Raw genomic sequence first — 19,674 nt, 5'->3', positions numbered from 1 at the left:
AAACCCCTGCAATGTTGGCCGCAGGGGTTTCTTTTTGTCTGCTTGGTAGACGCATGTGTCGGGAAAATGATTTTGTACTGACAAAAAACAGAGGCCGGCATGGGTCCGGCCTCTGTGGTGCACCCGGTCGTCATAAAGAAGACCGGGTGGGGATGGTGTGAGCCTTATTATTTGCCGCTGGCAACTTCGTCGGCAACCGCATCAACGGCCTGTTTGGCGATGTCGATGACCTTGTCGATTTCGGACTTGGTGATGCAAAGCGGCGGGGCAAAGCCCAGGATATCACCATGCGGCATCGCACGTGCGATCATGCCGCGTTCAAGGCAGGCGGCCGAAACGCGCGGGCCGATTTTCGCATTCGGATCGAACCGTTCCTTTTTGGTTTTGTCGGCGACAAATTCCAGTGCCGCCATCAGACCAACACCGCGCGCTTCGCCAACCAGCGGATGCTCGTTAAAGGTTTCGCGCAGGCGTTTCTGGAAATAGCCCCCGGTATCGGCCGCATTGCCGGTCAGGTTTTCACCATCGACAATATCGAGATTGGCGTTGGCGGCAGCGGCACAGACCGGATGGGCGGAATAGGTCCAGCCATGGCCGATCGGCCCCATTTTATCGGACCCCTGTTCCAGAACCTTCCAGACGCGTTCGCCAATGATGACACCCGACAGCGGCAGGTAGCCCGAAGACACACCTTTGGCAATCGTGATCAGGTCGGGCTTGATGTCGTAATGGTGTGAACCGAAATAGGACCCGGTGCGGCCGAATGCGGTGACGACCTCGTCGGCAACCAGAAGCACATCATATTTGTTCAGAACCTTCTGGATCGCGGCCCAGTATCCTTCGGGCGGGGTGATGATGCCGCCCGTGCCCATGACCGGCTCGCCGATAAAGGCAGCAACGGTTTCCGGGCCCTCGCGCAGAATCAGTTTTTCAAGATCATCGGCACAGCGTTTGGCAAATTCGGCCTCTGTCTCGCCGGCCTCGGCATTCCAGTAATGGTGCGGGCAGGTGGTGTGCAGGATCGGCGCACGCGGCAGGTCAAACGCGTTGTGGAAGGCTGCCAGGCCCGTCAGGCTGCCGGTCATGATGCCGGAACCATGATAGCCACGCCAGCGCGAGATGATTTTCTTCTTCTGCGGCAGGCCGCGGATATTGTTGTAATACCAGATCAGTTTGATGTTGGTTTCGTTCGCATCCGAACCCGACATGCCGTAATAGACGCGCTGCATGCCTTCTGGTGCCGATTTGACGATACGATCCGACAGGCGGATGACCGGCTCGTTCCCGTGCCCGACATAGGTGTGGTAATAGGCCAGTTCCTTGGCTTGGGCATAGATCGCATCGGCGATTTCGGTACGGCCATAGCCAACATTCACACAGTAAAGACCGGCAAAGGCATCAAGCGATTCCCTGCCTTCGGTGTCATGGATATAAATGCCCTTGCCGCCATTGATGATGCGGTTGGGGGTTTCTCCCGCCGCGTGCTGGCGCATGTGGGTCGAGGGATGCATGAAATGGGCGCGATCCATTTCCTGCAGATCGGCGGTGGTGTTTTTGATGACATTCATTGTGCTTCTCCCATGTGAATGCGGTGGCCGCTGCGCGCGTTACGGTTTGAACGCGGCGCAGACATATTTAAGCTCGGTGAATTCTTCGAGGCCGTGGCGCGACCCTTCGCGGCCAAGGCCGGATTGCTTGACCCCGCCAAACGGGATCGGGGCGCCGGTAATCTTCACGCAATTCAGCGCGACCATGCCGTATTCAAGTGCGTTTGAAACACGCGCTGCGCGATCATGGTCGCTGGTATAGACGTAAGCTGCAAGGCCATATTCGCTATCATTGGCGCGACTGATCACTTCTTCTTCGGTATCGAACGGGATCACCGGAGCAACCGGACCAAAAGTTTCCTGATGATAGATGTTCATATCCTCTGTCACATCGGCCAGAAGGGTCGGGGCATAGAAAAGCCCGCCCATTTTCTTGCCACCGGTCAGAACACGGGCACCTTTGGCGCGGGCATCTGCGACATGTTCATCACATTTGGCAACCGCACGGTCATGCATCAGCGGACCGATTTCGGTGGTTTCATCAAGTCCGTTGCCAACGCGCAATTCGCCAATCGCCTTGGCATATTGATCAAGGAACGCGTCATAGATGTCGCGATGGACAAAGATGCGGTTTGCCGCAAGGCAATCCTGCCCGCTGGTGGCGAATTTGGCACCGAGCGCATGCGTGACGGCCTCATCCAGATCGACATCGGGGAACAGGATGAAGGGGGCATGCCCGCCCAGTTCCATCGACATCTTTTTGATGGTCTGTGCACCCTGCGACAGCAGCAACCGACCGACTTCGGTCGAACCGGTGAACGAAAGCGCCCGCACAACAGGGTTGCCGCAAAGCTCGCCAACAACCGGATTGGGATCGCCGGTCACGACGTTAAAGACACCGGCCGGGATACCAGCACGTTCGGCCAGTTCGGCAAGGGCGGTAGCCGAAAACGGCGTTTCGGTGGCCGGGCGAACGATCATGGTGCAACCTGCGGCCAGTGCGGCGGCGGCCTTGCGCGTTATCATCGCACACGGGAAGTTCCATGGTGTTACCGCCGCAGTTACGCCAACCGGTTCGCGTTTGACGGTCATATTGCGGCCGGGCAGGTGGGATGAAATGTTTTCGACATTCACCCGTTTGGCTTCTTCGGCGAAAAATTCGATGAAGCTTGCGGCATAATCAATCTCGCCACGGGATTCCGAAATCGGTTTGCCCTGTTCAAGCGTCATCAAAAGGGCAAGGTCTTCCTTGTTTTCGATCAGAAGGTCAAACCAGCGACGCAGACGTGCCGCACGATCCTGTGGCAGAAGGGCGGCCCATGCCGGAAAGGCCGCATGGGCCGCGTCAATCGCGTTGCGGGTTTCGGCAATACCCATATTGGGCACGGTTCCAAGAAACGCGCCATCAAACGGATTGGTGACTTCGATAATCTGGCGATTGTCGGCCGAGCACCAGCGCCCGTCGATATAGGCATGTTCGCGCAGAAGCCGAAGATCGGACAGCTGGCTTAACGACACGCAGCGCTGTTCTTTGAGTTGTGCCGTCATGAAAACCTCCTTGAAACAAGGCCGCGCATATGGCGTCAGCCTGTTTGTTGAACTGCCAGCAGGCTATCAACAAGCTGGCAGAGGAGGTCTCCGAACTCGATGCGATTTGATGCGGTTTTTTTGGCAAGCCCCGGTCGAAAGCAGATGTTTTTTCTGCCGGGGGCTGTGCGGATATTCAATCGTCGGCGTTATCTTTGAGAAAAGCGCGCATTTCGCGGCGTTCGCGCCGTTTCTCGATGACGGTGCGGATGATGATCACTGCAAAGAACAGCACAACGATGCTGGTGGACATCGGAAAGGCGACCGGAATGCCAATGATAAAGACAATGGCACCCAAAAGCCCGCCGCCGATCATTGCCGCCATCCCGCCAAGCAAAGCGATGGCGAAAACGGCGGCGATAATGATGGAGGCGATCTTGTTCATAACAGGTCCGGTCGAGTGTAATTCACTCAGCCACTGCGGCTGGTAAGCTGTTTGGTGGTGACATCAACACGGTGTGCCAGAACACGGATCAACTGGACGGCAACCGCCTGGTCCTGTCGGACAAGGCCAAGGAACTCGTTTTTATCGAGTTTCAGGACTGTCATTTCCTCAACCGCGCGAATGGTTGCGGACCGCGGCGCATCGACCAGAAGGGCGATTTCACCGATCACTTCCTTGGGTTCGACATCGCGAAGCTTGATTGTCTGGGCTTCTTCTGTCGTCAGCCAGATTTCGCCCCGACCGGAAATCACGATAAAGGCCGCATCCCCAGGGTCGCCCTGTTTGACCAGTACCTCGCCACGTTTGAAGGTCAGGCGCGGGCTGGTAAAGGCAAGCAGCTTGATCACGCTGGGGTCGAGACCGGCGAACAGCGGAATGGTCCGAAGCAACCGGACTTCCTCTTCGATGCTGCCATCGCTTGTATCGGGTGCTACTTCGGCGGCTTCTTCCTCGGCCTCTTCGGCGGTGGCGTCGTCTATTGCATGGCTTTGGCGTTTGACAATCTTGCCGTTCGCCATGTGCAGATAAGTCCCGAAACGCTGACTGTCAGTATCATCGCCATCGACCCAGATCACGCTGCGATGTTCGGCCTGTCCGGTCAGCCAGGCAATAACCTGTTCGCGCGTTTCACGATCCAGTGCCGAAAGGGCCTCGTCCACAACCATCAGGTCGGGATTTTTGATCAGAGCACGGACCAGCGCAATCTTCTGGCGCAGGCTTTGCGAAACGCGACTGCCACCGACACCGACCTGGCTTTCAAGGCCGAGTGTGACGAGCGCCTCGTAAAGACCGCCTTCATGGGCGATTTCAAACAGAACTTCGCCGACACGTTCCTCGGAATTCGCACGGCCATAGGCAAAACGACCGAACAGAAGGTTATCGATGACCGGGGCGGCGGCGGCATATTCATCGACTTTGAAGAAGTCGATCATTTCAGCGAGATCGTCGGGCAGATTGCCGTAGAATTTCGGTCGCGCTTTCAAAACCAGTTGGCGGAATTCGTCATCGATCACGCGCAAACGATGGCGTGCCGGGGTCAGGTTCATGGCGACGTCAAGGAGCCTCAGCTTATCCTCGGCGCGCATATCCGTGATCGCGACCCCATCGGTGCGTTTCAGCATGTTTTTGACCTCGGGCAGTTCGTCGGCCGAGATAAAGCTGTAACGGTCAAAGAATTCGTGTCCGGGCGGCAGGCCGGTAAACAGTTCGATCATCAGATCAAGCGTGTCGCGGCCGATGCTGATCATGACTTCGTAAAGTCCGGTCTCGCGCAGGGTTTCCTGAATATAGGGATGCGACAGGAACGCCGTGCGTTCGAAATCGGATCGGGCCGGGGCACCAAAAAGAATGTTCACGCCGACCGGCGCATTGTCGTTGTAAAGGTCAATGTCATAGGGTTCGACCAGATCGGACAGGCCACGTTCGGCAAGAATTTCCTTGAGTTTCGGGCGGGCAACCAGAACGGCCTCGACCAGATCGGGGCGTTCTTTCGGATCAATGCGGCGTTGCAGGCCGATGCGGTAAATATCGCGGTCAAGCTGCACGACTTCGAGCAGGCGCATCAGTTCGGCCTTCAATTCATCAATCGAATTGAAGCCGGGCCCGACATAGTCGATCCATTCCGCTGCCGGGTCATAGGGGATATTTCCCGAACGCTTGATTTCGTCGTACATCTCGTCGGTCAGACGCCATGGCAGATCGGCCGGGTCAGCAAGTTCGACATTGTCGACGAATTTCGGTAATGGCAGTTTCAGTTTTTCCGAATCGTCATCGCTGTCATCTGATTGGAAGGCAAGGATCGGGCGATGCTTCAGCCCGTAAAACAGGTTGTCGGCGATGGTGCCATTAAACAGATAGGCATCATTGCCGATATAGGCCAAGCGTTGCCCCAGTGTCGAAGCCGGCAGGTCTTCGGCATTGCGGTCATTAAACTGTATGCGGCCACCGGTCGGTGTCAGCAATCGCGCGATCAGGCGGGCGAGTTGTGACTTTCCGCTATCGGCCGAGCCGGTCAGAAGGGCCGTACCCGGCAGTGCCATGTTGAAGGACACATTTTCAACAACCCGGGTGCCGTCATCATCCACCCACGATAGGGCCGCGACATCCAGCGGCCCGGGCAGGCGTTCGGATTTCGGCGCGATCAGTTCGTGTTCACGACCAAGATCGGGCAGTTCGAACTGTTCATGAAGCTGTTCGTATTTGATCCGGGCATCCGCAAGGCGCTGATAATAGGCCAGAAGCTCTTTCCAGGGGGCCGACATATCCTTGTAGGCGGCAAGGGCCGCGACCAGCGCACCGAAGCTGAGATCCCCCATGATTACCAGATAGCCACCGATGGAATAGAAGAAGAACGGCGTGATCTGGGCGATGAAGTTGTTCAGGAACTTGATAAAGAATTTGCGGAAATAGATTTCCTTGCGGATTTCAAAAATCCGGCCCATCCGCTGTGTGAAATGGGTTAGTTCGTATCCTTGGGTTTCGTGGGCGCGGATATCGGTCGCACCGGCGACGACTTCGCCAATATGTTCGGACATCCGGCGCACATTCTGCACGCGCTGTTTGCCAAGCTGGTTCACGCGGCGTTGCAGTTTCGGGATCAGATAGCCCTGCAACGGATAAAACGAAATCGCGGCCAGACCCATCAACGGGTCCTGGATAAAGATAAAGGCCGTGATCGTGACCAGAATACCGCCCTGATAAAGCGGTAGCGAAAACGCCTCACCAAAGAAACCGCCAAGCGGTTCTGCTTCGGCGGTGATCATGGAAACAATTTCACCCTGGCTGGTTTTCCGGAAATGCGGCAGCGGAAAACGCAGAACCCGTTCAAACAGGGTATAGCGCAACCGGCGCAAAAGCCGTTCGGACATCACGCCGACATAGACGTTGATGAAATACTTGAACCCGCCATTGATGAAGACAAGAGCCAGAAAGATACCGGACAGGGTGAACAGGTATTCGATCTGGTTCAGCTCGATCCCGAGAACGTCATAAGGTTCGCCTGCGCCACCGATCGCCTCGTTGACGATCAGTTTCGGCAAATCCAGCGAGTAATACAGAAAAGGAAAGGAGATCATCGTGACCAGTGTCAGGATGATCTGCTGCATACTGCTGTGGCGCCAGATATAGGCAAAAACCGACTTCGGCATTCACGGGTCCCATATTTTTGTCGGAACGCGCGTTATCGCATGTTCCTATTGCTCGTTTGGCGCAAAATGTACCCGGCCTGTAAGGCGTTAGCCAAGCTCGAAACTTTGACCGGGTTCGATAAATCCGCAGAAGCCGTCAGAAACCGCATCGGGCCTCGGATAGGCCTGATAGTGATAGAGCCACATTTTGGCTTTGATATCGGCGGGCAGGGTCAAAAGTTGTTCGTAATGGGCATGAACGCCGGAATGGCGGGGGCCAAGTTCGCAATCCTGAAAGATGATATCTGCTTTTTGGTACAACGGCATATGGGCATCAGGATTGAAAATCGCATCTGTCGTCAGGAAAAAGCTTTGCTTTTTTCCATGCCCGAAAAGCGCATAGGACAGCATGGTGTTTTGCGCGGTAACGACATGTTCAACCGGGATGACATCGAAATGCACACCCTGCCAGTCAAAGCCCTTGGCGGGGCTGAGTTCCGTGACATCGAAATAGGATGACAGGCTGCTATTGCCCGTATCACTGATTTGCAGGCCGCCGCGCAGGCTGTGTTCCCAAAGCGGTTCGATCAGATCGTGAACCGCAAGCAGTTCGACCCGGTGGCCTTCGAAAATGAAATAATTGGCAAGCGCCATCCATTCGAGACCGCCAATATGATCCGAATGCAGATGGCTGATATAGACGGCATCAAAGTCATTGGGCATATGACCCAGATTGCGCAGCGAATGCCGTGCATCTGAACCGCAGTCAATCAACATGCGCGCCGGTTGGTCACTGCCGGGCTGAACTGCTTCCAGAACCATATTGCTCTGGAAATTGTCAGCCGCCATGCAGAATGCCGAACCTGTCCCCGCAAAAGTAAGCTTCATTCCCCGATCTCCCGACATTTTGCCGAAAGATTAGACGAGGTTTGGGGCAAAGAACCACCCCCTTTGATAGAGAAATGCTAATTTTCCCGTTAAAGGCGGTGGGCTGACCCATCGTTCAGCAAGATATTATGCGCTATTCGCCGGGTTGGCGAACCGTGTCGACGTCTTTTTTGCCATCGGCAAGCCGGGTGACTTCAGCCCGCAATTCCCGCAGTTCTGCAAGGATTTCGTGGTGATCCAGACCAAGTTCGTTGCGAGTCTGCGTTTCTTCGACGTCAACATGGGTCGCCATCGCATCGACGACAATGGCGATGAATAGGTTGAGGACGGCAAAAGTCGTAACCAAGATGAAAGGCACAAAAAACATCCACGCCAGTGGATAGATTTCCATAACCGGGCGGACGATTCCCATTGACCAGCTTTCCAGCGTCATGATCTGGAAAAGGGAATAAAGCGATGCGCCGATTGTGCCAAACCAGTCGGGGAAACCCGATCCGAACAGCTTGGTTGCCATGACGGACGAAACGTAAAATACCAGCGACAGCAGGGTCAGAACCGAAACCATGCCGGGGATGGCTTTCATCAGGGCTTCGACGACCTTGCGCATCGACGATACGGTCGAGATCAGTCGGAAAGCACGCAGGATTCGGAGCGCACGCAGAACCGATACCCCCTGCCCCATTGGTAACAGGGTGATGACAACAATCGTGAAATCAAAGATGTTCCATGAACGCCGGAAAAAGCCCAGCCGATATACGGCAAGTTTCATCAGAAGTTCGATGACAAAAATCGCAACCGCGATCTGATCAAGCAGATGCAGGACCGATCCGGCGGCATTCATAACGGTCGTGGATGTTTCAAGTCCCAGAATGACGGCATTGATCGCAATCACGGCCGTGATGAAATTCTGGAACTTTGAAGATTCGACAATCCGGCGCAGCTTTTCCATTAGGCCCTCCCGGCGGGTGCCGGTTCAAAAGGCGCAGCGACCGGGGTTTTCACCGACGGGCGGGACAGCGCCGGAAAGAAAACACAAACAGGGCGCAGGTCAGATATACTGACGACTGCGCCCTGTGAAATCAGTTCAGACCGTGACGGCCCATATCAAGGAATTTGTCACGACGACGCGCCTTGAGAACGCCACCTTCGACATTGTCCATCGTTTCAAGTGCCTTGATGATCGCATCGCCAACACGTTTGCAGGCATCAACGGGTGAACGCTGTGCGCCGCCGAGCGGTTCGGTGATGATTTCATCGATGACACCAAGCTGATGCAGATCCTGTGCCGTCAGGCGCAGTGCATCGGCCGCGGTTTTGGCCTCGTCACCCGAACGCCACAGGATCGAGGCGCAGCCTTCCGGCGAGATCACGGAATAGATCGAGTTTTCAAGCATCATGACCGAGTTTGCGACCGCAAGCGCGATGGCGCCGCCCGATCCGCCTTCGCCGATAATGACCGAAATCAGCGGAACCTTGATATCAAGGCAGGCTTCGATTGATCGTGCGATGGCTTCGGACTGGCCGCGGGCTTCAGCGTCGGCACCCGGGAAGGCGCCGGCGGTATCCACCAGTGTGACAACCGGAATCCCGAAACGTTCGGCCATCCGCATCAGGCGGATCGACTTGCGATAGCCTTCGGGCTTGGCCATGCCGAAATTGTGCTTTACGCGGGATTCAGTATCGCGGCCCTTTTCGTGGCCGATCACCATGACGGTCCGACCCTGCAGGCGTGCCAGGCCACCAATGATGGCCTCGTCCTCGCCAAACAGGCGGTCGCCGGCAAGCGGGGTGAAACCCTCGAACAGGTGGGCGACATAGTCGGTGAAATGCGGCCGGTCGGGATGACGGGCGACCTGTGTTCTCTGCCACGGGGTCAGCTTGCCATAGGTGCTTTGCAGCAGCTTGGTCAGCTTGTCCTGCAGGCGCGCAACCTCGTCGGCGATGTTGACTTCATCATTGCCGGTCAGGTGGCGCAATTCTTCGATCTTGCCTTCGAGTTCGGCGATCGGCTTTTCAAAATCCAGAAAGTTATGCATCAGGGCATCATATCCGGCTGGGAAACAATGAGGCGGAACATAGTAGATCAACCCGTCACGTCAAGGGTTGAGGTCCGATACGCATATAAATTCCATCAATACACGGGTTATATCGTATATTTCATTCTGCACAGTGACAGTTTTGCATACGGAAATCCATGACATCCAGTATCGAGATCACATCGCCCCGCGATCCCGCCCTTGTTCCGTTCGACCGGCTTGTTGAAATCCTCCTGGCTGCCTTTGCCTTTCAGGACGATATCGTCGATCCGCCAAGTTCGGCGAAATCGGTCAATATTGCCGAACTTCAATGGCGGTTTGCCCGTGATACGCTGTTTCTGGCACATGATTCAGCAGGCCGTGTTATCGGTCAGGTCTGGGTCGAGGATGTCGGTAAGGACGCCTATCTTTATAAATTGTCGGTCGATCCGTCCATTCAGGGTGGTGGCATCGGCAAGGCACTGGTCGAGGCGGCCTGCGCCCATGCCGAAAGTGCGGGCAAGGAAAACATGCGGCTTCATGTTCGGGTCGAACTGACTGGCAATATTGCCTTTTTCAAATCGCGCGGTTTTGAAATCGCCGGTGAAGGCGTTCATGGTGGATATGATCGCACGACATTCTGGAAAATGGCGCGGCCCTTACAGTTGGCAAAAACGGCCTGATCACACCGGTAATCAGGCGACGTCGGTTTCGGGTTTGATTGCATAATAGGGCACGTGGCTTTCCCCCCAATCCTTTAACGCAAGGATGATCGGGCGAAGCGTTTCGCCCTTTGCGGTCAGGCTGTATTCCACACGCGGGGGGACTTCGGCATAGACTTCGCGGTGGATCAGGCCGTCGGCCTCCAGCTCGCGCAGTTGGCGGGTCAGCATGCGTTGTGTGACGCCGGGCATCAGACGGTGCAATTCATTGAACCGCTTGGTGCCGTCGAGCAGGTGAAACAGGACGACACCCTTCCACTTGCCACCAATCATATCAAGCGTGCCTTCGACCGGGCAGCCGAGGCTTCGATTCGGTGGGCAATTGAATGTCGTTGCCATTCATTTATTCCTTAAAATCCGCAGAAAACGTCAATAGTATACAAATTGATACTATTGGCTTGAATTGTGCGTACTTACGTTTATCGATATTATGCGTTAGGTCTTGGGCATTCGCAAATCAAACCTTTTCACAAAGGATGCCGACAATGAAAGCTATCGGACTTTATAAAGCTGCCCCTGTCGATACGGCCGGGTTGTTTAGTGAAATTGATATGGAAGTTCCAAAGGCCGAAGGCCGGGATATTCTGGTTCGGGTCAAAGGTGTTGCTGTCAACCCGGTTGATTTCAAGGTGCGTCGCGGCAAGGCGGATGACGGCAATTTCAAAATCCTTGGCTGGGACGCGGCCGGTGTCGTTGAGGCCGTTGGTGAGGATGTCACCCTGTTTCGCCCGGGCGACGAGGTCTGGTATGCCGGGGATGTTACCCGGTCGGGCAGCAATACCCAGTTCCAGCTTGTCGATGAACGCATCGTTGCGCCGAAACCCAAGTCGCTTGGCTTTGCCGATGCGGCGGCATTGCCATTGACCACGATTACGGCGTGGGAAGCCCTGTTTGACCGTATGATGATTGATCGCAACGCCAAGGATGCCAATGCGGGCAAGACGCTGCTGGTGATTGGCGGGGCAGGCGGGGTTGGCTCGATCGCGATCCAGCTTGGCAAACTGGCGGGATTGACTGTCATTGCGACCGCATCGCGCCCGGAAACCATCGACTGGGTCAAAAATCTTGGTGCCGATCAGGTGATCAATCACCGCAATCCGCTGAATGACGAGCTGAAGGCAATCGGCATTCCCCATGTCGATTACATTCTGTGCACGTCGGAAACTGATCAGTATTTCGATATGATGGCTGAAATCATCGCCCCGCAAGGTCGGATCGCGACGATTACCGAAGCCAAGGAAAACCACAATGTCGATCTGCTGAAGGCGAAATCGGCCAGCTTTTCCTATGAATTCATGTTTACCCGTTCGATGTTCCAGACCCCGGACATGATCGAACAGCACAAATTGCTGGCGACCGTGGCAGATTTGATTGATGCCGGAACCCTGAAAAATACCGCAAATGAAAGTTTCGGGGCCTTGACACCTGAAAGCCTGCGCAAGGCGCATGCGTTGCTGGAATCCGGCAAGGCCATTGGCAAGATCACCTTTGAGGGCATCGCGGATTAACCTGTTGCGGTTGCCATAAAAACAAAGGGGTGCCGGGCGGCACCCCTTCTTGCTTGGCAGAGTGTGATGATTTATCCCGCGTCGCGTGCGGCAATGGCTTCGGCCTGTTTGACCATGACTTCGGCCTGTTTGATGGATGCGATATCGATCAGTCGGCCATCCAGGGCGACGGCACCGGCACCTTCGGCCTGTGCCTTGGTCATGGCTTCAAGGATGCGTTTGGCTTTGGTGACTTCGGCCTCGGACGGGGAATAGACATCGTTGGCAAGGGGGATCTGGCTGGGATGAATGGCCCATTTGCCTTCGCAGCCCAGCACCATGGCGCGTGCGGCTTGGGCGCGATAGCCATCCGGATCGGAAAAATCGCCAAACGGTCCGTCAATCGGGCGCAGACCATTGGCGCGGGCGGCCACCACCATGCGGGCAATGGCATAGTGCCACATATCGCCCCAGTGATAATCACGCGGATTATCGCCGTCCTTGTCGGTCAGCACACCATAATGCGGGTTCGGGCCGCCGATCCCGGTCGTCATGGCCTTGGTCGATGCAGCGTAATCGGCCACACCGAAATGCAGGGATTCATTGCGTTTCGAGGCACCTGCAATTTCGTGGATATTCTGCATGCCAAGGGCGGTTTCAATGATCAGTTCGAACCCGATGCGTTTTTTGCGGCCTTTGGCGGCCTCGATCTGGGTTGCCATCATATCAAGCGCATAGACATCGGCGGCCGTGCCGACCTTGGGGATCATGATCAGGTCAAGCCGGTCACCGGCCTGTTCCAGTACATCGACGACATCACGATACATATAATGTGTATCAAGGCCATTGATGCGGACCGAAAGCACCTTGTCGCCCCAGTCGATGTCATTGATCGCGGCAATGATGTTTTTGCGCGCCTGTTCCTTGTCGCTTGGCGCGACCGCGTCCTCAAGATCAAGGAAGATCGCATCGGCCTTTGATCTGGCGGCCTTTTCAAACAGTTCGATGCGGCTGCCCGGAACGGCCAGTTCGGACCGGTTCAGACGTGCTGGTGCCGGGGTCGGTGTGGTGAAGCTCATGGTAACGTCTCTCCAAAGCCTGTCATTCTGGAAGGATCGGCCTGTTTGGGCCAAGCTTCCGGCGTTAAATGCTTTTGTCCCGTTTTCGGGATCGTACCGTGGCCGCCGTGACAGAATTCTGCGCCTGCGATCATTGTGCGCCGCAGTGAGATAGAGCGAATTTGATCCAATTTATGGTGCGCATGCTAACAGATGCAAGCCATTTTGCGCACAAGACCATTGTCTGATGCCGATCAGAAGGCAACCCGGAAAAACGGGACTTTGTGGCTGAATTAGAAAAAACGCACAAACAGGGCACAAAGCAATGGCCCCTTAAGGATGCAGTGGTTAGATTACCGGCGATATTGCGGATCGGGCCTGCCCGATACCGTATCCTTGGGGGAATTTCAGGCAGAACCAAACGGCCCATGCGTCGCGCTTATACCATTCTTGTCTCAGCTGGGCTGGCACCCTTCCTGATTTTGGGGGCTTGCCTTGTGCTTGCGCTTTCGCCCGGGCTGGTTCCGGGTGAACTGGCAGGGCTTGTGCGATACGGGCCTTTCATCCTTGCCGTTCTTGGCAGTGCGATCGGCTGGTGGTTTAACCGTGGGCGGGCGGTTTTCGTCATGATCCTGCTTCTGGTCTGCTACTGGCTGCTGGTGGGGAATGGTGGCGGATTCTCAGCCGATGGGGTGGCATTCCTGCGCATTGCAACGCTTTATCTTATCCCGGTCAATTTGCTGGTTCTGGGCTTTACCAAGGAACGCGGGGTTCTTAACCCGCGCGGGATTGCGCGGATGCTGGTTCTGGGATTGCAGCTTTTTGTCATGCTGATGCTGGCCGGCAAGGCCGATGTTGGCGCCGCCCTTTATCAGGTGCTGAATTACCGGCTGATCGACACCGGAACCTTCATGGCCGATATGCCGCAACCGGCCCTGATCCTGTCGATCCTGTCGGTCGGGATATTGCTTGTACTGCATCGACCGCTTGAAACCAGCTTTGCCGCAGCGATCATTGCGATTGCGGTCGCCACCGTCATGGGGCCGGGCTTTATCAAGTTCGGGTATCTGGCGGCGACCGGTGTAGTCCTGGCCGGGTTGGCACAGGAAGCCTGGCGGATGGCGTTTGTCGATGATCTGACCGGGTTGCCTGGGCGTCGGGCACTTGGCCATACCTTGGCCGAACTTGGCAGCCAGTATGCGATTGCCATGCTCGACGTCGATCATTTCAAGAAATTCAATGATACCTATGGCCATGATGTCGGCGATATCGTGTTGCGCAAGGTTTCGCGCGAACTGGCCCGTGTTGGGGGCGGGGGGAAGGCATTCCGTTATGGCGGCGAAGAATTTACGGTCGTTTTTGCCGGAAGAAGTGCGGAAAAAGCCCACGAACCGCTTGAAGCCCTTCGCAAGCGGATTGCTGCGACCACAATTGCCCCACCCGACAGGAACAAGACGGTTTCAGTGACAATCTCAGTTGGTCTTTCGGAGTGGGACGAGGATGTCGACGATCCCTGGGCGGTGCTGAAACAGGCAGACGAAAAACTTTATGCCGCCAAGCAGGCCGGGCGTAACCGTGTCGTTACCTGAGCTTAAAGTTCTTCAAACCGGAACAGCATGCGCATTGACCCAGCGGTGTTGGCGAGTGTTGCAAGGCAGGCAGCCGCACGGTCCGCCGGTATGGCAATCGCAAAACGCGTAGTATAAATGCGCGCGTCCTTTTCATCGGTTGCCGATGCCGCCAGTTGCACGATGTTGGCGTTGAATTCGATGAAAATTTCCGACAGTCGGGCGATCAGGCCGGGCTGATCAATGCCGGAACATTCAATCATATGTGTCGCGCCTGGTGCGCGGGTCAGAAGCGGGGCTGGTTGAATTTCTTCGACCGTTATTTCGGCCTGTTCCATCGGCAATTCAAAAAGGGCTGCCTCGCATTCGGTGATGGGGCAGGTGTCAGGCAATTCGCAGGTCGTGACGAAATTCGCGCGTCCCTGATCCAGTACGAAGCTGGTCGGACCAAGATTGGCTCCGATATCAAACAGGCGACCGGATATATCCGATACCAGGCCGACACGATCAGTGCAGGAAATGGTGATGCGCGTATTGGCGTTCATGCGTGGGGCTCCTTGAGGCGGTCGTTAGACGGCATGAAGCATAGCATTCCTTGCAGGTTCCGGGCACCGGCTTTTTCCCATTTTCTGCATGCACAAGGGTTTCTGTACGCAAGCGCCCCCTGTGTGGATGCCGGGTCGGTTATCACAATTAAATGATGCATCAAGATGGATCCGTTGCCAGGGCGCGGTGCGTAAGCTTTTTCGACAGCAGAGATGTCGGCACATCCGACAATATATGGACAGGAGTTCGAAACATGACTGCTTTGAAGAAAACCGTGATCGCAACCGTCACCGCAGCGGCATTCGCCTTGGCGAGCCTTCCGGCAAAGGCGGCCGACATCGTTGATACGGCTGTATCTGCCGGGTCTTTTAAAACGCTTGTTACCGCGGTTCAGGCAGCCGGGCTTGTCGATACCCTTAAAGGTGAAGGGCCCTTTACCGTTTTTGCGCCGACCGACGAAGCTTTTGCCAAGTTGTCGGCGGGCACGGTTGAAGACCTTCTGAAGCCGGAAAACAAGGAAAAGCTGGCCGCCATTCTGACCTACCACGTTGTACCGGGTAAAGTGATGGCAGCTGATATCGCGGGTAAGGAAATGGAAGTCGCCAGCGTGCAGGGCGACACCATTGATGTGAATGCCACAAGCGGCGTCATGGTTGATGGCGCGACAGTAACCCAGGCCGATATCGAAGCCGACAACGGCGTTATTCACGTTATCGATACTGTCATCATGCCTGCGATGTAATCCGTTCTTAAAGGATAATGCAACAGCGGGCCCGAACGACACTGTTCGGGCCTGTTTTTCGTTACCGGGCTTAACTGTTTGCGAATTCCTGTCGGGCACCTTCGGCCTGAGTATCAAGGTGGGTGCGCAATTCATCGGGCAGGCCAAGACATCCGGCAAGTCTTGACAGATATTGCTGTTCAAGCTGGTCATCGGGATCAATCGACAGGCTGGATGCGAGATAGATTTCCGCACCCTGTTCGCTGGTTCGGGCCAGACGGGCAATCGCCAATGGGTCGGCATCGGCGGAAAAGGCGTCAAACAGAAATGCCTTTTCCGATGCGCCCAGTTCGAATTGTTCGATCTGGGCTGCAATACGTTTGTGTTCGGTCTGATCGATATGGCCATCGGACTTGGCAGCCGCGATCATCGCACGGACCAGTGCAAGCCGGAAATCAACATCACCTTCGCCTCGTTCCTGTTCCGGGGCAAAACCGCTATCGGCGGGAATGCTGGCAAGATCGGTATCACGGGCATGGCTTTGCGGTTTCTGGCGGTTGCTGTAATCGCGCCAGGCCTTGTAGGCAAGCCCCGCGACCAGTGCGGTCCCGCCATAGGCCAGCACCTTTCCGCCCATCTTGCGTCCTTTTTTCGACCCGAGAACTGCAGACATCAATCCGCCACTCAGCGCGCCGCCGACAAGACCTCCACCAAGGCCACTACTGCCCAGCGCCTTGCCGATGCCACCGGTTGTTCCACCGGATGCGGCCTGTTTGATCCGGTCTCCGATTTGGCCGGAATTACCGGAACCGAGTACATCGCCGAGAATCTTTCCAATATCCATTCCTGTCTCCTTGCGGGTAGGGCTGCCGTTTCCCTGATATGTTTGAGGGATCGGCAGAGGCAAGGATGACCGGGGAAAGTTGCACGACAAGGGCTGCGAATTGGCCAAAAGGTGTAATCCGGTTCACATTTCGGCGGTTTTATCGGATGAAAGCGGGGTCGCGGTGCGGCATGATCCGGAAATGGCAAAGGCCCGACGCGTTAACGTCGGGCCTTTGAATGGCGCGCCCGGAAGGATTCGAACCTCCGGCCTTCTGATTCGTAGTCAGATGCTCTATCCAGCTGAGCTACGGGCGCTTTGCCTTGGTTTCCGCCGGTTTGCGTTCAATGCTCCCCGTCGGCGGAGCGGAACTTATGCAAACGAGCGGGGCATTGCAAGCGGTAAATTTCAAAAAACCGTATTTTTTCCGACAGCAGGTTTTTTCGCGCTGCTAGGGCCTTGTTCTGCCCCGGTTTGTTGCGTTTGACACCGATATGACAAACTATGGCTAAAAAAGGGGCAAATGCGTCTTGTTCCACAAGTGGTCGTGGACTAAGATGCATTCAATCCCGGGGGAGCAGGGGCTTGTTTCAATTCATAAAAAAGCAGGCTCAGGGAGATTCGCTTATTCCTACTTAGGTAATAGATCGAAATGGCCGTTCGTAAAACCTACCTCGCCGTTATCGGCGCCGCCCTTTTGCTGGGGGGATGTTCTTTTTCTTCAGAGGCCCTTTGGCCGACTTTGGCTGGCGAAGAGAATGCCGGCACTGAAAACTCGGCCGCGATGGCCGATACAAGCGGGGCAGATGCTACGACGTCGACTGATGTTGCGCGCAGCTCTCAACCGTTGACCGGCATATCGCAGACCGGGACCTTTGTCGGGTCCAAGGTCGAAAACATGCAGGCCGAACTCAACCGCCTGAAATCGGCGCTGAGTGATCACAGTAACGAATTGCAGCAGCTTCGTGCGCAGACCGTTCGCAACTCGCAGGCCTATCACGGTACTGTTGCTGCGATCAGTGCGCGACTTCAGGTTGGTACCACGCCGGGCAACCCGGTTCTGGTGCAGCAGTGGAATACCGCACAGCAGGAACTTGATCGTGTGAATGACGACATTGCGGCAATGAATTCGCTGGCCAATAAAGTGGCTGCTGATTCGACGCTGTCGACCTTCCTGCTGGAATCTGTCCGGTCTGCCTATCAGGTTTCCGGCGCGGTTGACGAAGATCATCGTCAGCTCGCACTGCTGGAAGACGAAACCAACCGCACCACGGTGCTGATTGATCGTCTTCTTAATGAAATCAGCGAGGGCCTTGCCCGTCAGACGTCTTATGTCAGCAACGAGCGTGCGAACCTCAATGCGCTGGCACTGGCTGTCAAGAATGGCGAGATTTTCGGTGACGCGCTTTCCAAGCGTGTCTTCCAGTCGCAGGCTGCACCGGCATCCGCCGGTAGCAGCATGGCATCGACCAGCGATCGTCCGCTGGTCGTTATCCGTTTCGACAGCCCGAGCGTGAAATACGAGCAGGCGCTTTATAACGCGGTCAACCGTGTTCTGGAGCGCCGCCCGCAGGCCAGCTTTGATGTTGTTGCGGTAACGCCGAATCGCGGGACCCCGGCGCAGGTTGCGCTGAACAGCAACAAATCCAAACGCAATGCACAGTCGGTTCTGCGTTCCCTGACAGATATGGGAATGCCCAGCGCGCGTGTTCGTGTTTCTGATGCGACCAGTGCCTCGGTTTCGGCCAACGAGGTCCACGTCTTCGTCCGTTAAGGCGGATTGAGGCAGGTTTTGTCAACGGTTTGCCAAGCTTCTAGGCGGGTGCCCTGATCAATCGGGGTGCCCGTTTGTCATTTTGGACCGGGATGAAAGGGGACGTTCGCATGGGCGATCTTGTCAATCTGCGGCAGGCGCGCAAGCAGAAGAAACGCACAGCCAAGGAAAAGCAGGCCGATGCCAATCGAGCTCTGCATGGCCGGACACGGGGCGAGCGCACGAAAAAAGACGCCGAGGACCGCAAGGCCGACAGGCAGCATGACGGCCATTATCGTGGTGCCGTGCTGCCAACCGATGATACCAAGCCCGGTGAAACGGACGATGACATCGAAGCGGTCAAGCGCGGCGAAGGTGACGGTGATAGTGCCGACGATGGTACAGGTGATCCGGGTGCTGCGTCTTCCGATACGGATAATGTGGTTTCATTCTTTCGGGCAGCCAATCCGAATTCCAAACCCGACAACGACTAGCAATGGCGATCACCGTGGCCGGTTTTTATCCGCCTTGTCGCACGATAACATCACAGGATCTGAAAACGGGGTGACAGAGGTACGTTGCCCGGCTGTTGGCTGTGGCGGTACGAATGCGTACCCGGGCGCAGCCGGCGGGCAAGTCAGTGGCCATCGGACGGGCATCCGGGCCGACCGGATTGATACCGGTTTGGTCAATTCCGGCACCGCCCTGGTTCCCCCAAATGGTGCCGGTCCGCAAATCCTTCATGCCGGACTGCCTTAGGTGTCCGGAATGATCCCCTAGCTTACAAGCGTTTCCGCTTCGCGTTTGCTTTGGTCAAGGGCCTCGTCCCAGCCCATCAGCCAGTCTTCATGGTCGCGGCTGTCTGATGGATAGGGGTTTTCGGTCAGTCGATGGGACCCCAGTCCCGCCGAAAAGCCCGATCCATAAGCAGGATTGGGAAGATGCCGTTCATGCACAACCGGTGCATTGGTGTCGTAAATCTGATTACGGAATGCCGGTAGCGAACACAATACCCCGTCATCAATCCCCATTGGATAGGCCATCATCATGGCCCGACCAAGGGATGTGATGGACAGGCTGCCATCCGTTTCCGTGTGCACCAGACCGGCAATTTTCAGATGTGAAATTGCAATGTTGATACGCCGCCTCAGATCGGGCGTGTCTTCGACAATGATCTGATTGCCGTCATCATCCGTGCAAAACAGGGATAAAATGCGTTCAAGAAGGACGCTTTGGTCAAGATTGCCTTCGGCACCGCGTAGTACCGTCAGCATCAAGGCGGGATCGCCAGGCACGAAATCAGTCGCAGTGGACATCAGGAGCCTCCGTTCTGTCCGAACCGAATTCCCTCCCATAGGCAACGTTTTTCTCTCGTTTTCGGGCCCGTCG

General features: G+C 55.9%; 18 protein-coding genes and 1 tRNA gene. 6 read left to right on the top strand and 13 right to left on the bottom strand.

The annotated features are described in order from the left end of the window. Positions 1 to 167: 167 nt before the first annotated feature. The 7 genes from TH5_RS18345 to TH5_RS18315 form a co-directional block, all read right to left on the bottom strand. Positions 168 to 1,568 carry an aspartate aminotransferase family protein gene (locus TH5_RS18345; RefSeq protein WP_114123066.1) on the bottom strand — a complete coding sequence of 467 codons (1,401 nt, stop codon included), beginning with the start codon at positions 1,566 to 1,568 and terminating at the stop codon, positions 168 to 170. A 39-nt stretch (positions 1,569 to 1,607) separates the two neighbouring features. Then, complete coding sequence (locus TH5_RS18340) at positions 1,608 to 3,095, bottom strand: NAD-dependent succinate-semialdehyde dehydrogenase (protein WP_114123065.1); 1,488 nt, start codon at positions 3,093 to 3,095, stop codon at positions 1,608 to 1,610. A gap of 175 nt (positions 3,096 to 3,270) precedes the next feature. Then, a complete protein-coding gene (locus TH5_RS18335; RefSeq protein WP_114123064.1) occupies positions 3,271 to 3,519 on the bottom strand; it encodes a hypothetical protein in 249 nt (82 codons plus the stop codon). 26 nt (positions 3,520 to 3,545) lie between these two features. Then, positions 3,546 to 6,725 carry an ABC transporter transmembrane domain-containing protein gene (locus TH5_RS18330; protein ID WP_114123063.1) on the bottom strand — a complete coding sequence of 1,060 codons (3,180 nt, stop codon included), beginning with the start codon at positions 6,723 to 6,725 and terminating at the stop codon, positions 3,546 to 3,548. Between the two features lie 87 nt (positions 6,726 to 6,812). Continuing rightward, positions 6,813 to 7,592 carry an MBL fold metallo-hydrolase gene (locus TH5_RS18325; RefSeq protein WP_114123062.1) on the bottom strand — a complete coding sequence of 260 codons (780 nt, stop codon included), beginning with the start codon at positions 7,590 to 7,592 and terminating at the stop codon, positions 6,813 to 6,815. 133 nt (positions 7,593 to 7,725) lie between these two features. Next, complete coding sequence (locus tag TH5_RS18320) at positions 7,726 to 8,541, bottom strand: ion transporter (RefSeq protein ID WP_114123061.1); 816 nt, start codon at positions 8,539 to 8,541, stop codon at positions 7,726 to 7,728. Between the two features lie 130 nt (positions 8,542 to 8,671). Then, complete coding sequence (locus tag TH5_RS18315; RefSeq protein ID WP_114123060.1) at positions 8,672 to 9,628, bottom strand: acetyl-CoA carboxylase carboxyltransferase subunit alpha; 957 nt, start codon at positions 9,626 to 9,628, stop codon at positions 8,672 to 8,674. A 158-nt stretch (positions 9,629 to 9,786) separates the two neighbouring features. Here TH5_RS18315 and TH5_RS18310 point away from each other — a divergent pair, with 158 nt between their 5' ends. Continuing rightward, the gene (locus tag TH5_RS18310; protein ID WP_114123059.1) at positions 9,787 to 10,290 is read left to right on the top strand and encodes a GNAT family N-acetyltransferase; all 504 of its coding nucleotides are present in this window, start codon (positions 9,787 to 9,789) and stop codon (positions 10,288 to 10,290) included. Between the two features lie 12 nt (positions 10,291 to 10,302). Here TH5_RS18310 and TH5_RS18305 read toward each other — a convergent pair whose 3' ends face one another. Beyond that, entirely contained in the window at positions 10,303 to 10,668 is a 366-nt protein-coding gene (locus TH5_RS18305) for a winged helix-turn-helix transcriptional regulator (RefSeq protein ID WP_114123058.1), read from the bottom strand. A 146-nt stretch (positions 10,669 to 10,814) separates the two neighbouring features. Between TH5_RS18305 and TH5_RS18300 the strand changes: the two genes are divergently transcribed. Continuing rightward, a complete protein-coding gene (locus TH5_RS18300) occupies positions 10,815 to 11,837 on the top strand; it encodes a zinc-binding alcohol dehydrogenase family protein (RefSeq protein WP_114123084.1) in 1,023 nt (340 codons plus the stop codon). Between the two features lie 71 nt (positions 11,838 to 11,908). Here the strand turns inward: TH5_RS18300 and TH5_RS18295 are convergent, their stop codons facing one another. Continuing rightward, positions 11,909 to 12,895, bottom strand: a complete 987-nt coding sequence (locus TH5_RS18295) for an HpcH/HpaI aldolase/citrate lyase family protein (RefSeq protein WP_114123057.1) — start codon at positions 12,893 to 12,895, stop codon at positions 11,909 to 11,911. Positions 12,896 to 13,302: 407 nt separating this feature from the next. Between TH5_RS18295 and TH5_RS18290 the strand changes: the two genes are divergently transcribed. After that, positions 13,303 to 14,463, top strand: a complete 1,161-nt coding sequence (locus tag TH5_RS18290) for a GGDEF domain-containing protein (RefSeq protein WP_114123056.1) — start codon at positions 13,303 to 13,305, stop codon at positions 14,461 to 14,463. Between the two features lie 2 nt (positions 14,464 to 14,465). On the opposite strand, the gene TH5_RS18285 is transcribed toward TH5_RS18290, so the two are convergent. Beyond that, complete coding sequence (locus tag TH5_RS18285) at positions 14,466 to 14,987, bottom strand: glycine cleavage system transcriptional repressor (RefSeq protein ID WP_114123055.1); 522 nt, start codon at positions 14,985 to 14,987, stop codon at positions 14,466 to 14,468. Between the two features lie 254 nt (positions 14,988 to 15,241). Here TH5_RS18285 and TH5_RS18280 point away from each other — a divergent pair, with 254 nt between their 5' ends. Beyond that, a complete protein-coding gene (locus TH5_RS18280) occupies positions 15,242 to 15,730 on the top strand; it encodes a fasciclin domain-containing protein (protein ID WP_114123054.1) in 489 nt (162 codons plus the stop codon). Between the two features lie 70 nt (positions 15,731 to 15,800). On the opposite strand, the gene TH5_RS18275 is transcribed toward TH5_RS18280, so the two are convergent. Next, a complete protein-coding gene (locus tag TH5_RS18275) occupies positions 15,801 to 16,553 on the bottom strand; it encodes a tellurite resistance TerB family protein (RefSeq protein ID WP_114123053.1) in 753 nt (250 codons plus the stop codon). A 219-nt stretch (positions 16,554 to 16,772) separates the two neighbouring features. After that, positions 16,773 to 16,849, bottom strand: a tRNA-Arg gene (locus tag TH5_RS18270). A 335-nt stretch (positions 16,850 to 17,184) separates the two neighbouring features. On the opposite strand from TH5_RS18270, the gene TH5_RS18265 reads away from it, so the two are divergent. Together TH5_RS18265 and TH5_RS18260 are read left to right on the top strand one after the other, a co-directional pair. Beyond that, positions 17,185 to 18,306: a hypothetical protein gene (locus TH5_RS18265; protein WP_114123052.1), complete on the top strand. Its 1,122-nt coding sequence runs from the start codon at positions 17,185 to 17,187 to the stop codon at positions 18,304 to 18,306. 110 nt (positions 18,307 to 18,416) lie between these two features. Beyond that, entirely contained in the window at positions 18,417 to 18,779 is a 363-nt protein-coding gene (locus tag TH5_RS18260; protein WP_114123051.1) for a DUF4169 family protein, read from the top strand. Between the two features lie 282 nt (positions 18,780 to 19,061). Here the strand turns inward: TH5_RS18260 and TH5_RS18250 are convergent, their stop codons facing one another. After that, a complete protein-coding gene (locus TH5_RS18250) occupies positions 19,062 to 19,601 on the bottom strand; it encodes a hypothetical protein (protein WP_114123049.1) in 540 nt (179 codons plus the stop codon). Positions 19,602 to 19,674 lie beyond the last annotated feature (73 nt).

Origin of the sequence: Thalassospira xianhensis MCCC 1A02616 (assembly GCF_003326475.1) — a bacterium.
Taxonomy (GTDB): domain Bacteria; phylum Pseudomonadota; class Alphaproteobacteria; order Rhodospirillales; family Thalassospiraceae; genus Thalassospira; species Thalassospira xianhensis.
The sequence above is the reverse complement of the archived record's forward strand: the minus strand, read 5'-3'. Positions and strand labels throughout refer to the sequence as shown.